14 protein-coding genes are annotated in these 14256 nt (G+C 57.0%); 7 read left to right on the top strand and 7 right to left on the bottom strand.

Translation table 11 applies throughout. The annotated features are described in order from the left end of the window. Positions 1-343: 343 nt before the first annotated feature. Together deoC and ELR57_RS26150 are read right to left on the bottom strand one after the other, a co-directional pair. Positions 344-1036, bottom strand: a complete 693-nt coding sequence (gene deoC, locus ELR57_RS26155; RefSeq protein WP_238162702.1) for a deoxyribose-phosphate aldolase — start codon at positions 1034-1036, stop codon at positions 344-346. A 69-nt stretch (positions 1037-1105) separates the two neighbouring features. Next, positions 1106-2056 carry a DNA-binding transcriptional repressor DeoR gene (locus ELR57_RS26150; protein WP_126962591.1) on the bottom strand — a complete coding sequence of 317 codons (951 nt, stop codon included), beginning with the start codon at positions 2054-2056 and terminating at the stop codon, positions 1106-1108. A 437-nt stretch (positions 2057-2493) separates the two neighbouring features. Here ELR57_RS26150 and ELR57_RS26145 point away from each other — a divergent pair, with 437 nt between their 5' ends. After that, positions 2494-3321: a hypothetical protein gene (locus ELR57_RS26145; RefSeq protein WP_126962589.1), complete on the top strand. Its 828-nt coding sequence runs from the start codon at positions 2494-2496 to the stop codon at positions 3319-3321. On the opposite strand, the gene ELR57_RS26140 is transcribed toward ELR57_RS26145, so the two are convergent. From ELR57_RS26140 to ELR57_RS26120, 5 genes are all read right to left on the bottom strand, one after another. Then, entirely contained in the window at positions 3275-4693 is a 1419-nt protein-coding gene (locus tag ELR57_RS26140; protein WP_158630182.1) for a glycosyltransferase 87 family protein, read from the bottom strand. The genes ELR57_RS26145 and ELR57_RS26140 overlap by 47 nt on opposite strands. 653 nt (positions 4694-5346) lie before the next feature. After that, on the bottom strand, positions 5347-6141 hold the full coding sequence (locus ELR57_RS26135) for an ABC transporter ATP-binding protein (protein WP_126962585.1): 795 nt from the start codon (positions 6139-6141) through the stop codon (positions 5347-5349). Then, on the bottom strand, positions 6141-7073 hold the full coding sequence (locus ELR57_RS26130) for an ABC transporter permease (RefSeq protein ID WP_238162701.1): 933 nt from the start codon (positions 7071-7073) through the stop codon (positions 6141-6143). Before ELR57_RS26130 ends, ELR57_RS26135 begins: the two co-directional genes overlap by 1 nt. 89 nt (positions 7074-7162) lie before the next feature. Then, on the bottom strand, positions 7163-8242 hold the full coding sequence (locus ELR57_RS26125) for an ABC transporter substrate-binding protein (RefSeq protein WP_126962583.1): 1080 nt from the start codon (positions 8240-8242) through the stop codon (positions 7163-7165). Between the two features lie 259 nt (positions 8243-8501). Then, positions 8502-8708, bottom strand: coding sequence for a DUF1657 domain-containing protein (locus ELR57_RS26120; protein ID WP_126962581.1), 207 nt, complete (start codon positions 8706-8708; stop codon positions 8502-8504). Between the two features lie 154 nt (positions 8709-8862). Between ELR57_RS26120 and spoVAC the strand changes: the two genes are divergently transcribed. The 6 genes from spoVAC to ELR57_RS26090 all read left to right on the top strand — a co-directional run bounded on the left by spoVAC (position 8863) and on the right by ELR57_RS26090 (position 14123). Then, positions 8863-9336, top strand: a complete 474-nt coding sequence (gene spoVAC / locus ELR57_RS26115; protein WP_126962579.1) for a stage V sporulation protein AC — start codon at positions 8863-8865, stop codon at positions 9334-9336. 6 nt (positions 9337-9342) lie between these two features. Further along, entirely contained in the window at positions 9343-10371 is a 1029-nt protein-coding gene (gene spoVAD, locus ELR57_RS26110) for a stage V sporulation protein AD (RefSeq protein WP_126962577.1), read from the top strand. Between the two features lie 3 nt (positions 10372-10374). Then, positions 10375-11235, top strand: coding sequence for a DUF421 domain-containing protein (locus ELR57_RS26105; RefSeq protein WP_126962575.1), 861 nt, complete (start codon positions 10375-10377; stop codon positions 11233-11235). Positions 11236-11315: 80 nt separating this feature from the next. Continuing rightward, complete coding sequence (locus tag ELR57_RS26100; protein WP_126962573.1) at positions 11316-12458, top strand: carbohydrate kinase; 1143 nt, start codon at positions 11316-11318, stop codon at positions 12456-12458. After that, the gene (locus ELR57_RS26095; protein WP_126962571.1) at positions 12459-13367 is read left to right on the top strand and encodes a pseudouridine-5'-phosphate glycosidase; all 909 of its coding nucleotides are present in this window, start codon (positions 12459-12461) and stop codon (positions 13365-13367) included. Positions 13368-13610: 243 nt separating this feature from the next. Beyond that, positions 13611-14123, top strand: coding sequence for a L,D-transpeptidase (locus tag ELR57_RS26090; RefSeq protein WP_126962569.1), 513 nt, complete (start codon positions 13611-13613; stop codon positions 14121-14123). Positions 14124-14256: the final 133 nt, after the last annotated feature.

Below are 14256 nucleotides of genomic sequence, written 5' to 3'. Positions count from 1 at the left end.
GTTCGGGGGTTCGGGGATCTAGGGGACCCGAGGGATCCGGGACAACTGTAACGGAACTGAGAGACCCTTAGCAGCTCCCAACGCCGGGCTTCAGGATTTAACGGAAATCAGCGACGCTTAGCCAGGGATTCATGGCCAAATCCGGCTGTTTTCCGTAAAATAAGGGCCCCTGGTTCCGTTAGAATTTCTAAAGGCCGATTATCGGGAAAATAAGGGCTCCCACTTCCCTTAGAGGTTAGAATGAGCGGAAGCTTAAGGAAAAAGCGGCACAGGGATTGGCTCCCTATGCCGCTTTTTCCTGAACTGGCTCGCCGAAGCACGCTTCGGAGCCAGCCGCTTCTTATTAGTAGCCCGAGCCTTGGCCGCCCGATACGATAGCAACCCCGGAGCTAGCTCCGATTCTGGTCGCTCCCGCCGCGATAACCGCGCGGCAGGTCTCGGCATCGCGCACGCCGCCGGAAGCCTTGACTCCCATCTCCGGTCCGACCGTCCGCCTCATGAGCGCGATGTCCTCCACCGTCGCCCCGCCCGGACCGAAGCCCGTCGACGTCTTCACGAAGTCCGCTCCGGCCGACTTGCTCAGCTCGCAGGCTTTGATTTTCTCTTCGTCGGTCAGAAGCCCCGTCTCCAGAATCACCTTCACGATCGCCTTGCCTCGGCTTGCCGCGACGACGGCCGCAATGTCCTTCTCTACCGCCTCGTGCATGCCGGACTTAAGGGCGCCTACGTTCAGCACCATGTCGATGTCCGTCGCGCCGTTCGCGATCGCGTCCTCCGTCTCCGCCGCCTTCGCGCTTGTCGTGGAAGCCCCGAGCGGAAACCCGATAACGGTCGTGATTCCCACTCCGGAACCGCTCAGCCGTTCAGCCGCCGTCTTGACCCAGAACGGGTTGACGCATACCGTCGCGAAACGGTATTGCTTGGCTTCCTCGCACAGGCGAACGATTCCCTCAAGAGTGCTATCCGGCTTCAACAGCGTATGGTCGATATAAGATGCAAGGTCCGCGTTCGGACCCTTCAATTCCTCGTTGCTCACAATCTTTTCCCCCTCTAAGCCTTCTTCAAGAGATGCCATTCCCGGATGCTCCGCGCCGCCTCTCTCCTCCTAACGTTCAAGCAGATACTTCGCCGTGAATTGATCGGTAATCAGAACGTTGGTATACTTCCCCTTCAACGCTCCATAAATTCCCGCAACCTTCTTCGCCCCGCCGGCGACAAGAATGGATTGCTCCTTCTGCCCGAGCTCCTGAAGGCTGATGCCGATCGTCCTCTCGTTCAGCTCCTGGGAGATGATCTTCCCTTCCAGATCGAAATAGCGGGAACAGATATCCCCGACGCCGTTCTCCTGGATCAGCCTCAGCTCCGAATCGGAGAAGTAATTGGCCTTGATCAGCACGGAATCTTCCGTGGGAACGCCTACGGTCACGATCGCGATATTCGCTTGCTTGCCGAGCTCCAACGTCTTCCGAATATGCCGGTCCGACTCGATCGTCTGCCGAACCATGTAATGGTCGACGATGGCGGGCAGCGGAATAAAATAAGGATTCGTGTGGAATGCCCTGCCGAACAGATGAACGATCTCATGCGCGTAAGTATTCGTCTCCGAGTGGCTGACGCCGCCGTTCAGCTGAACGACTTTGACGTTCTTGGCGAGCTTGCCCTGAAGGTTGACCGCGACCTCATAGAGCGTCGTCCCCCAGGTCGTCGCGATAATATCCCCGTCTTGGACCATCTCGTTCAGGTATTCGGCCGCCGCGATTCCCAGATACTTCTTGACGATCGCATCCTCGTATTGCGGCACGGAGAACACGACCGCGCGCTTCAGGCCAAACTTGCGTTCCAGCTGCGTCGCCAACGTACCGTTGTTCTCGAACGGGTCCACGATCTTGATCTGGACGTATCCGTCTTCCTTGGCTTGCTGCAGGAATCGGGAAACCGTCGGACGGGAGATGCCGAACTTGTTAGCGATCTCCTGCTGGCTGAAGTCCAGTTGGTAATACATCTTCGCGATATCGATCATGCGGCAAAGCTTATCATCAGAGCGTTCTTCAGGCATAACCCCCGCACTTCCCTTTAAGCATCACGTTGCGAAATTTTGTACGATGTATGATGCACAATATTTCAATTCATTATATCTAGGAATTTACAATTAGGCAATCGGTGTAAGCTTTAATCCCATCAATTCTCTTTATTTTAATGCATAAAAGCGTGAACGCCAAGTCGCGTTATTGCATAATTGCTCTAAAATCATGGATTTTCTGACGTTTTCCAACAAAAAGTCCCACCGTTCGAATCGGCGATTCCTCCTCAAGGAACCCGAACCTTTTTCTGGATAAATAATGCTTGACCGAGCTTGTTCCCGCGTGTATGATGGGAGAACAATAGTTCGCATCACCTTACAAGGAAGCACCTGTAAGAGCGGCCGACCCCGGCTAATCTTGCAGGTGCTTTTTTTTGCGTTGCCAATCTATCCGAAGGAAGGGGAAGTTGAGAATGAGCATGAGATGGTTGAGATGGGGACAAGGGTTTATGGCGCTGCTTCTGGCAGCAATGATGTGGTCTCCTTACCCGGCGGAGGCCGCTTCCGTGGAACTGAGCCCGACGATTCAGACCGCCTGGGGGAAGCTCGTCGCCTTCGCGAACGACAATCAATCGGCGAAGCTGGCCGCCCAGATGACCAATTTTCGTTCTTTGCAGACGCAGGAGAACAGCCTAGATGCCAAGATCCAATCGCTTCACTATAGCAATGAAGAAGAGCTGACGCTCGTGAAGAACCGGATCAAGACCATCAACGCCGCCAAGATCGCGGCGCTCGAAGCGAAGGTCAAGAAGACCGAAGAGAAATACCAACCCCTGCTGGACAATTACAAGCTGCTGACGAAGCAGATCAGCGCGGCCAACGCGCTGGGGAGCAAGACGCTCAAGAAGGCGCTGCAAGCGCAAGCCGACTTATTGAAGCCCGCCGTCGCACTGGCCAAGGCAGACATTAAGGCCAGAAAAGACGAACTGAAAGCCGAGAAGGAAGCAACCGCCAAGATCGCTTCCGCCATCCGTTCGACCTTAGCGGAGATCGATACGGTCAAAGTTCAGATCCGGGCCGCGAAGAGCGGTGCGCAGAGCTCGAAGTCGGCTCTCTCTTCGCTGCTGAAGACGTTCAACGCGGCCGTCAAGAAGCCGGACGTCTCGGGCGCCTCAAGCACACTTTCTTCTATGCAGACTCTTTATGCGAAGCTGATCGAGCACAAGCAGAAGAATTACGCTTATGAACAGAAGATCACGACGATCCTCGCGAAGGCGAAGCTTCAATTCCCGAATTCGTAAGCTCGGCAGGAGGGCTGCGCCGGCTCCTCGTATCTAGTCTCTGATCGAGATAGAGAGACGCTAGCATTCCGATCAGCAGGAGAACGTTTACGGCTGCGATCCAAGAGTAGGAGACGGACAAACCCGTCTCCCGGGCGAACGCGACGGCCATTCCCCGTTCCCCGCCGCCTCCCCTTCCGAAACCGAGGGGATTCGCCAGGAATCCCGGTGCGCCGCGCCTTCCTCGCCCGCCCCCTTGGTACATGCGAAGAACGACCGTCAGGTTAATGAAGACGGTGGCCGTAAGAGCGACGGCAGCGACGAGCCAGCGCTTATCCTTCATGACGGCGAAGAGGACAAATAAGAGAGCCGGGACGCTGTAGCGTTCGTGCATCTCGGTCGGAAGCATAAAGAAAGCGAAGTTGATCGCCGCTCCTGCCCGGAGAAGCACGGCGTCCTCCGGCCTAGAGCGCAGAAGCGCCCTGCCGACGCAATAGCAGATGAACGCCACGGCCGCTCCGAACAGAAGGAGGCTGAAGGCGCGAAGCGACAAGCCCCAGGCGAACGGTTCCGTGTCTACCTTCGCCGGGCTTACGCCGACGATATGAAACCACAGATTCAGAGCGTTCATCGTAACGTTCTTGTATTCGCCGACGGCATCCGCATAAGCTTGGCGGATCATCGCTCCGAGCGCGCCCGCTGCGCCGAAATAGACGAGCGCTGCCAGCCAAGGAGCGCATAAACCGGCTAGCCATAAGAGAAGCGGCTTCGCGGCGCGGTGCTGCCAACCCCTAATCAGCAGATAAACGACGAGCACCGGGAGAAGGGCAACGGCCTGGAATTTCGTCAGCAGCGCCAGTCCCATCAACAGCCCGCTTAGCCAGGGACGTCGCGGAAGCTGGAGAATCGCAAGCACCATCAACATTCCGTGGAGCATATCGACCTGGCCCCATACGACGCTGTCCGTCAGGAGCGCCGGATTGAACGCAATGAGCGCCAGCAAGCCTATCCGCCAGCGAACGCTCTTCATGCCCGACGTGGCAGCCGCAGCAGCGCAAAGAGCGAGAACATCAATCAGCAGCAGAAGGAACTTAAAGCTCATTTCGCCCGCTTGCGGCACAACGCCGAACATGTCGGCAATCGCCCCGTATCCCCCCATGATTGCGAGGAAAACCGGAGGATAATCGATATTCTCATTGTGCAAATACGCTCCGCTTAATCCGTGTACGCGAACATCCTGCATCCATTGAACGAACAGCCTTTGATCCGCCACGAAGCCGGCGAACCTGTCGGCTGCTATCCATCTGATCCCAATGGCCGCGAGAACGAGAAGGAGGACAACCAAGCCTACTCGGAATTCGGAGCGCCGTTTCCCTTGGCTAGCTGTCGACATAGCCTGATCCCCCTTTTTGCTTGCGGCTCCCTCCGCGTAAGAACTCCGCATTCGCAATCGCTCTCCATTGTTCCATACGAAGCTGAATCCAAGATGAAGGGCAACTGAAAGTTTGGCTAAGATTGGATAAATGCGCAGCTTCTAACTTCTTTCAGTCTTAAAGTCGCATTTTTTCTATTAATTCCATTTTCTTGTAACTATAAAGCGTTTTCTATCGTAAAATAGAAGAGAGAATCCGATACGCAGCAGCGACATAACTTCGTTGCAATTCCTTTAGGTGGTGAAGAGTTGATTCCCTTAATCATCATAGGCTCTTTCCTAATCTCGACGATTCTCTCCGTCCGGATTGAGAAGGAGAGCAACAACAAGTGGCTGGGTATGCTTTCTGCAGTCTGTTTGAACCTGTTTATTCTTAAGTCCGCTTGGATGCTATATGGTTTGGACGATGAGTCGCGGGTGTTCGGCATCGATTTTACCGGCCGTCACTATCTTATTATCGCCATCCCTCTAATATCCTGGTTACAGGTAATGATTCTGTCTATCGCGCGGAGGAGGAAAGATAACGGACAAGCCTAGGAAGCATCAAAAAGAGCCCCCGCCTAAGGCAGGGGCTCTTTTGATGTTTGGTCTAATGGGACAGCGTTATTCCTAGCTTACCCAAGAACGACGCGGTCGTCCGCAAGCTTGCTGCCGCTGATCTGCTCGAATTCCCCGAGAAGCTGGGCGACTGTCAGGTCCTTCTTCCTGCTCTCCGGAATATCGAGAATGATGCGGCCCTTGTCCATCATGATCAGGCGATTGCCGAGGCGAATCGCTTGCTCCATGTTGTGGGTAACCATGAGCGTCGTCAGCTTCATCTCCCGCACGATGGCATCCGTCAGCTTCGTAATCAGCTCCGCCCGAGCGGGATCCAGGGCTGCGGTGTGCTCATCCAGCAGCAGGATGCGAGGCTCGGTGAAAGTCGCCATCAGCAGGCTGAGCGCCTGACGCTCGCCTCCCGACAAGAGGCCTACCTTCGCCCGAAGCCGATTCTCGAGGCCGATGCCGAGCCGGCTGAGCTGCTCGCGGAACAGCTTGCGCCTTCCGGCCGACACTCCCCAGCTCAGCCCGCGCGGCTTGCCGCGGAGATAAGCCATCGCCAGATTCTCCTCGATCGTCATGTTCGGGGCGGTGCCCGCCATCGGATCCTGGAATACCCGTCCGATCCAGCGGCTGCGCTTGAACTCGGAGACGGAAGCGACGGAGGCGTCCTCGATGCGCACGTCGCCCAGATCCGGCTTCATGACGCCCGAGATGATATTCATCAGCGTGGACTTGCCCGCGCCGTTGCTCCCGATAACGGTAACGAAATCGCCCGCTTTGAGCTGGAGGTTGATATCGACGAGAGCGATCTTCTCGTCGATCGTTCCCGGATTAAACAGCTTCGTTACGTTCTGGATGTCCAGCATCAGGATCGACCTCCCGCTCTAGCCGCAGCGGCTTCCGCCAGCTCGGCGGAGCGCCTGCGCGCGAATCTCTTCTGCTTAAGGGTACGCTGAATGGTCGGAATAACCAACGCGATGATGACGATGATCGCGGTGATCAGCTTCAGGTCGGAAGCCTTCAAGTGGAGCCAGTCCGCGCGAAGGGCAAGCGCGATCACGATGCGGTAGATGACCGAACCGAGAATAGCCGCGAGAGTGGCTTGGAATACGACGCGATGGCCGATAATCGCTTCGCCGATAATGACGGAGGCCAATCCGATAACGATCATGCCGATCCCCATGTTGACGTCGGCGAAGCCGCCATCCTGCGCGATAAGCGCTCCGGACAACGCGACCAGGCCGTTCGACAAGCTGATGCCGACGATCTTGGTCCGATCGGTGTTCGCGCCGAAGCTGCGGATCATGCGGGCGTTGTCGCCCGTCGCGCGCAGGGACAGACCCAGGTCCGTATGAAGGAAGCCATCCAGCAGCAGCTTCACGATAATCGCGAATACGAACAAAACGAGAATGTAGATCCAAGTGTCCGACTCGAACTTGCCGAACAGCGTCGGCTCGTCGATCAGAGCAATATTGGGCTTGCCCATGATTCTCAGATTGATCGAATACAACGCGATCATCATCAGAATCCCGGACAGCAGGCCGTTAATCTTGGCCTTGGTATGGAGAAGACCCGTGCAGGCTCCTGCCGCGAGACCTCCGAAGAAGGCCGCCAACGTCGCGAGCCAAGGCTCGTAGCCGTGAATGATCATCACGGCCGATATGGCTCCGCCTGTCGTGAAGCTTGAGTCTACGGTAAGGTCGGGAAAATCCAAGATGCGAAAAGTAATGTAAACCCCCAGCGCCATCAAGGCGTACATGAGGCCTAACTCGACGGCTCCGGTCATCGAATTCAGCACGGTCGTTCCTCCTTATAAAGTGACAAACGGAGTGAACTCGCAAGAAGCGCGCTCACTCCCGTTCGCTTGCCATTTCTGCCGATTCCAGCTTACTGGATAATGTCGTTCTCTTGGTCCTGCACCTTGCTCTTCATGTCGTCCGTCACCGTGATGCCTTGGGCTTCGGCAGCCTTCAGATTCAGGATCAGGTCAAGCTTCTCCTGCATCATCACCTTCAGATCGCCGATGTTCTTGCCGTTCTTCAGAACGTCGACCGCCATCAGTCCGGCTTGGTAGCCGTGGTCGTAGTATTTGAAGCCGACCGTTGCGAACGCGCCCTTCTCGACGGTGTCGCGGTCGCTGGAGAAGAACGGAATCTTGTTGTCGTTCGCTACCTTGATGATCGTATCGACGCCTTCGACGACCGTGTTATCCAGCGTGATATAGAAAGCATCTACGCGTCCGACGAGGGACTCGGCAGCTTGCTTGACTTCCGACGTGTTCGAGACAGGAGCCTTCACCAGCTTGATGCCGTGAGCGGACAGGGCTTCCTCGGCCATCTTCGTCATGACGACGGCATTGGACTCGCCTTCGTTGATAACGACGCCGACCGTCTTGACGTTAGAGAAGTCGGAAGCGATAAAGTCCATCAATTGAGTAACCGCCGCCGGGTTCGTATCCGAAGCGCCCGAGACGTTGCCGCCCGGCTTGTCCAGGTTCGAGACGATCTTCGCGTCCAGCGGATCCGTTACCGCCGCGAATACGACCGGAGTGTCCTTCACGTTCTTAACGACGGCTTGTGCGGATGGAGTCGCGATCGCCAGAATCAGGTCAAGCTTCTCGGAAGCCAGCTTCTGTCCGATCGACAGGTTGTTCGTTTGGTCGCCTTGCGCGTTGTTGTAGTCGACTTCCAGGTTCGATCCTTCTACGATGCCGTTGTCCTTCAGCGCGGCCAGGAAGCCTTCGCGAGTCGCGTCCAGGGAAGGATGCTCGACGATCTGGGAGATGGCGATCTTGTACTTCTTGCCGTCCGCCGCAGCGGGGCTTGCGCTTGCGCTCGTCGTCGGACTTGCGCTCGGGCTGGCGCCGCTCTCGCTCTTCTTGGAATTGTCGCTCGAATTGCTGCCGCAAGCGGTTACAGCCAGCATGGCGATCGCAAGCAGCAGCGGTGCCCACAACTTTTTCTTCATTTTCATTTCCCCTTCTCTGTTTCATAAATGACCGCATGTTAAAAATTCTTTTTCAGTTTAAAGCGACTCCACCATAAAATCAATTCCTTTTGTTGAATTTTCAGCTATTTCGACGCCATTCAGCCGTATGTAGCCCGCATTGGACATGGCCCATTAATAATAGTAGAAATGCGATTTCCCATGCTAAATATGGTTATTATGCGAGAAAGAGGCGACCCCGTTCGGGCCGCCTCTCATTCATTCAACATCGCCTCGCGGCTTAGAAGCCTTTGTACTGGGGCTCCTCGTTCTCGAGCTGTTGTACTCGGGATTCCACTTGGGTCAAGACTTGCTGCGTCTGCGCCGCGGCATTCGTGAACAGCGTCTTGGCTTCTTGGTTCTGAGTCGACAATGCGAACTGCTCCAAGCTGGCTTGCGCGCTCTTCAAGGACGCTACGCAGTTCTTGACTTGGGATGCGACCGTCATGCTTCTCACCTCGCAGGCTTAATGTCGAAGTCCCTTCGAATAGGACCTATATAAATTGCCCCGTTTCAAACGAAATCATTATTGGCGGCCGTGTCGTAAATTGCGGGCGTTCTGGCAACCTTAAGAGAAATGGCGAAGAAAGAGAGGCGGCCGAATGCCAAACAGCAAATTGAAGAAGCTGACTCCCGTTCAGCAGGAATATCAGAAAGTGGCGCTTCGCAGAATGCCGAAGCGCCGCGTGGGCGTGAATTGCCTTCGGGCTTTCTTGGTCGGCGGATTGATCTGCTTGATCGGAGAAGGAATCCAACAAGCGATGATTCGCTGGGGAGGTTTCTCTAAAGAAACCGCGGGCAATCCGACCGTTGCCATCCTGATCATCCTGTCGGTCCTTCTGACTTCCCTTGGGGTATACGACCGAATCGGCCAGTGGGCGGGCGCGGGCTCCGCCGTTCCGGTAACCGGATTCGCGAACGCCATGGCTTCTGCCGCGATCGAGCATCGAAGCGAAGGGCTTGTCTTGGGCGTCGGAGCCAATATGTTCAAGCTCGCCGGCCCCGTTATCGTCTTCGGAACGGCGGCGGCGTTCATCGTCGGTCTTATCCGGATGATTCTTACGCAGGAGGGATAAGCGCTAATGTTGAAAGGCCATCAAAGCTGGATTTTCCACAAGAAGCCCGTGATCGTGTCCACCGCCGCGGTCGTAGGCCCGTTCGAAGGCCGCGGTCCGCTCGGCGAAGACTTCGATATCGTCCATGGGGATTCCCGATTGGGACAGGACAGCTGGGAGAAGGCGGAACGGACGCTGATGGAGGAAGCCGCCAGCATCGCGATCGAGCGCGCCGGCATCACCCAGGAGCATGTCCAGTTCTATATCGGCGGCGACCTCATGAATCAGATTACGAGCAGCAGCTATGCCGCCCGTACGCTGACGATTCCGTATCTCGGCGTTTTCGGAGCCTGTTCGACTTCCATGGAGAGCTTGGCGCTCTCCTCCTATATCGTTAGCACCGGCGGCGCCAAATACGTCCTCTCGGGAACCTGCAGCCATAACTCGACGGCGGAGCGGCAGTTCCGTTACCCGACCGAATACGGCTCGCAGAAGCCCCCTTCCGCCCAATACACGGTAACCGGGGCCGGGGCGGCCGTTCTGTCCATGGAAGGCTCGGGTCCGGTCGTGGCTTCGGCAACGATCGGCCGCGTGATCGATATGGGCATCAAGGATCCGTTCAACATGGGCGCCGCGATGGCTCCTGCCGCCGTCGATACGATTACCGCCCATTTTCGCGATCTGCAGGTCGGTCCCGACCATTACGACCTTATCGTAACCGGCGACCTGGCCAAAGTGGGGCATGCGATCGCCAGCGACCTGTTGGACAAGCACAATGTCCCTATGCATAAGACGCGATTCAAGGATTGCGGAATGATGATCTACGACTACGAGAAGCAGATGGTCCAAGCGGGAGGCAGCGGCTGCGGCTGCTCGGCGTCCGTCACCTACGGCCATCTCATCCGCAAGGTCCGATCCGGCGAGCTGAAGCGGATCCTTGTCGTGGCAACCGGCTCCCTTCATTCCCCGGTCGCCCTTCAGCAGAGCGAATCGATTCCTTGCATCGCCCATGCCGTCGCCATCGAGCACAGCCCGGAACCGCCCAAGGAGGATTAAGTCATGACAGATTGGTATGTCATAGCCGTGCGCGCCCTGGGTGCGCTTGTCATGCTCTTCCTCATGACGCGCATTCTCGGCAAGAAGCAGATCTCCCAGCTCACTTTCTTCGAATATATCCTCGGCATCACTCTCGGCGATCTCGCCGGGTTCCTGTCGACCGATCTGGAGAAGAATTATTTTCACGGCGTCGTCGCCATGCTCGTCTGGTTCGTCATTCCGCTCGGCCTTGAAGTCTTGACGCTCAAGAGCAAGAAGCTGCGCAACCTGCTGGAGGGCTCCGGCCGGGTCATGGTCAAGGAAGGCAAGATCCTGGAGGATAACCTGAAGAAGGAACGGATCTCCGGGGACGAGCTGCTGGAGCAGCTGCGGAACAAGAACGTCTTCAACGTCGCGGATGTCGAATTCGCCGTCATGGAGACGAACGGAGAGCTCAGCATCCTGCTCAAGAAGGAGAAGCAGCCGCTAACGGCCAGCACTATGGGCATGAAGCTGGTCAATGAAGTCGAGCCGCAGACCGTCGTCATGGACGGGGAGATTCTCGACGAACCTCTGGCGACGATCGGCCTGAACCGAGGCTGGCTTCACACGGAGCTCGAGAAGATCGGGGTCTCGGTGGAAAATGTCTTCATGGGGACGGTGGATGCTTACCAGCAGCTATACGTGGATCTGTACGATGACAAGATCAAGGTTCCGGCTCCCCAAGGCAAGGCGCTCCTTCTCGCCAACCTGAAGAAAACGCAAGCCGATCTGGAACTCTTCGCGGTATCGACCCGCAATGAAGAAGCCAAGCTCATGTATGAGCGAAGCTCGCAGGAGCTCGCCTCCGTCATCTCCGACCTGACCCCCATGCTTCGCGGATAAACAAAACTTCATGCTTGAGTCTCTATAAACTTATGTTTATAATATAAACATAAGTTTATTTTTGCTTAGAGGAGACCTTAATGGACCGAGAACAACAGATCTTGTCGCTCATTAGGCGCAACCCGTTCATCTCCCAGAAGGAGCTGGCTGAGCAGATCAACATCTCCCGCTCCGCGGTGGCAGGCTATATTGCCTCGCTTACGCGCAAGGGGAGCATCAAAGGAAGAGCTTACGTCACGTCCGACGAGGGCTCGGTCATCTGCATCGGGGGAGCGAACTTGGACAGCAAGGCGACCGGCAAGCAGACGCTGCGTCTGGCCGCCTCCAATCCGGTGACCGTTACCGAAGCTTGCGGCGGGGTCGCCCGGAACATCGCGGAGAACCTGGCGCACCTCGGCTGCAGCGTCTCCCTGCTCGCCTTGACCGGCGACGACAAGGCGGGCCATTGGGTTCTCGAAGAGACGGCCCGGCACGGAGTCGACACAAGCCCTTCCGTCATGCTCCGAAGCGAACGCACCGGCTCTTATACCGCCGTGCTGGACCAAGACGGAGAGATGTTCCTTGCGCTTGCCAACATGGACATCTACGAGAGCTTCACCCCTGCCTTGCTTCACGAGAAGTGGCCTCATATCGCATCGACCCGGCTGGTCGTCGTCGATACGAACCTGCCGGCCGATTGCCTCGCTTACCTGGTGGAACGCTGCCGCGCCGAGTCGCTGCCTCTGTTCATCGATCCGATCTCGCCGGAGAAGAGCAAGAAGCTGCCCGATTCCCTTCAAGGCGTCACCGCGATCTTCCCGAATCTGGCGGAAGCCCGCGAGCTGGCCTATGGCGGGAAGATGGGCACGGGGACCGAAGGCGCCGTGCCTGCCGAAGACCGAAGCGCGGAAGCGGGGCGATTAGCCGCCGCCATTCGGGAGCGGGGAGCCGGACACGTCTTCATTACGATGGGCAAGGACGGCGTCTTCTACTCGGGCAGCGAAGCCGAATCCGGCACGCAGCTCGCCGCCATCCCGACCGAGGTCGTCGAGGTGACCGGAGCCGGGGATGCCTTCCTCGCCGGAGTCGCCTATGGCGTTCTGCGCGAACGCAATTACCTGGAAGCCTGCCAACTCGGCTTGGCCGCTTCCCATCTCGCGCTGCAGACGTCCGATTCCGTGTCGGACCGCCTGACCGCGGAAGAACTGAACCAAACCATTCAACAGATGAGAGGACATGATTAAATGAACCGCTACCTGCAATTCACGCCGGAAGTCGAAGAAGCCCTTAAGAACGGCAAGCCCGTCGTTGCCCTGGAGACGACGATCATCTCCCACGGCATGCCTTATCCGCAGAACATCGAGATGGCTCGCGCCGTCGAGAACATCATTCGCGAGCAAGGCGCCGTTCCTGCGACTATCGGCATTATGGACGGCCATATCAAGATCGGCCTGAACGACGAAGAGCTGGAAGCCTTCGCGACGAGCAAGAACGTCGAGAAAGTCAGCCGCCGCGACTTCGCCTACATTCTCTCCTCCGGCAAGATCGGCGCCACGACGGTCGCCGCCACGATGATCGGCGCCGCGCTGGCCGGCATCGAGGTATTCGCGACCGGCGGCATCGGCGGCGTGCACCGCGAAGGCGAGAACACGATGGACGTCTCCGCCGACCTGACGGAGCTTGCCAACACCAATGTCGCGGTCGTCTGCGCCGGCGCCAAGTCGATCCTCGACATCGGCCGCACGCTCGAATACCTGGAGACGCATGGCGTCCCTGTCGTCGGCTACAAGACGGACGAGTTCCCGTCGTTCTATTCCCGCGAGAGCGGCTACGGCGTCGACTTCCGCCACGACACGCCGGACGAAGTCGCGACCACGCTTAAGACGAAGTGGGAGCTCGGCCTCAATGGCGGCGCCATCATCGCGAACCCGGTTCCGGAAGAGTACGCCATGAAGAACGAAGAGATCGAAGGCGTGATCAAGCAAGCCCTCCAAGAAGCGAACGAACAGAACATCACAGGCAAGCGAGTCACGCCGTTCCTGCTCGGCCGCATCAAGCAGCTGACCGGGGGCGACAGCCTGGCCACCAACATCCAGCTCGTCTACCACAACGCGAAAGTTGCGGCGCAGATCGCGGTTGCGCTTAAGAAGTAAGAAGCTCGTCCATTATCCAAGAGAAGCTGTTCCTCCGGGACTATTGCAGACCCGGGAACAGCTTCTTTTTTTGCGGGATCATGCCCGGAAACGGGATGACGGAATCCGCCCTTCCAACACCCTCCCCCTCTTGTCTGCGGCAATAGACAGCTTATCCGCGTTTTCCCCCTTTACCGAAACTTCATTCATCCCCCGCCGGCCGGCGCCATATAATTGGAGATCATCGGTTGGAGGTGTCGCCCCATGAGGAGACGCGCGTATGGAATCACCTTCCTGCTTGCGGCCGTTATTGCCTTCCTCTTCCCCTCGATCACAGCCGGAGCAGCAGCCGCCAATACGCTGCTGGACGCGAAGTATGCCAAGTATGAGCACTTCATCGTCATCGACAAGTCGGATAATCGCCTGTACTACTACCAGGAAGGCAAGCTCATCAAGTCGTTCGCCGTCGCAACCGGCAAGAAGGCATCCTACACGCCGGAGGGTCTGTTCTCCATTCGCGAGAAGATCAAGAACAGGCCTTATTACAAGGAGAAAATCAAAGGAGGAGACCCCAAGAACCCGCTCGGAGATCGCTGGCTGGGCCTGAAGGTGACGGTGAACGGGAAGATATCCTATGCCTACGGCATTCACGGCACGAACAACGAGAACTCCATTGGCAAGTATGTGTCCGGGGGCTGCATTCGCATGCATAACGTTTCCGTAAGATGGCTTTACGATCAAGTTCCCGTCGGAACGCCCGTCCTTATCCGCAAGTGAGAATCCCGTCGAAAAGTCCCGATTCATCAAATCCATTTCGCTTGGAAACGCTACGGGAGTCTTGCTTTTAAACGCCTAGCCGCTTCGACATTTTCCGGTTGACGAACCCCCCCTCCCGGTGTACCATTGCTCT

Origin of the sequence: Cohnella sp. AR92 (genome assembly GCF_003990975.1) — a bacterium.
GTDB lineage: Bacteria > Bacillota > Bacilli > Paenibacillales > Paenibacillaceae > Cohnella.
The sequence above is the reverse complement of the archived record's forward strand: the minus strand, read 5'-3'. Positions and strand labels throughout refer to the sequence as shown.

Coding starts and splice junctions, on each gene's coding strand:
- ELR57_RS26150 (WP_126962591.1), bottom strand. CDS start 2,056: ATGCCTGAAGAACGCTCTGATGATAAGCTTTGCCGCATGATCGATATC.
- ELR57_RS26145 (WP_126962589.1), top strand. CDS start 2,494: ATGAGCATGAGATGGTTGAGATGGGGACAAGGGTTTATGGCGCTGCTT.
- ELR57_RS26140 (WP_158630182.1), bottom strand. CDS start 4,693: ATGTCGACAGCTAGCCAAGGGAAACGGCGCTCCGAATTCCGAGTAGGC.
- ELR57_RS26135 (WP_126962585.1), bottom strand. CDS start 6,141: ATGCTGGACATCCAGAACGTAACGAAGCTGTTTAATCCGGGAACGATC.
- ELR57_RS26125 (WP_126962583.1), bottom strand. CDS start 8,242: ATGAAGAAAAAGTTGTGGGCACCGCTGCTGCTTGCGATCGCCATGCTG.
- ELR57_RS26120 (WP_126962581.1), bottom strand. CDS start 8,708: ATGACGGTCGCATCCCAAGTCAAGAACTGCGTAGCGTCCTTGAAGAGC.
- spoVAC (WP_126962579.1), top strand. CDS start 8,863: ATGCCAAACAGCAAATTGAAGAAGCTGACTCCCGTTCAGCAGGAATAT.
- spoVAD (WP_126962577.1), top strand. CDS start 9,343: ATGTTGAAAGGCCATCAAAGCTGGATTTTCCACAAGAAGCCCGTGATC.
- ELR57_RS26105 (WP_126962575.1), top strand. CDS start 10,375: ATGACAGATTGGTATGTCATAGCCGTGCGCGCCCTGGGTGCGCTTGTC.
- ELR57_RS26100 (WP_126962573.1), top strand. CDS start 11,316: ATGGACCGAGAACAACAGATCTTGTCGCTCATTAGGCGCAACCCGTTC.
- ELR57_RS26095 (WP_126962571.1), top strand. CDS start 12,459: ATGAACCGCTACCTGCAATTCACGCCGGAAGTCGAAGAAGCCCTTAAG.
- ELR57_RS26090 (WP_126962569.1), top strand. CDS start 13,611: ATGAGGAGACGCGCGTATGGAATCACCTTCCTGCTTGCGGCCGTTATT.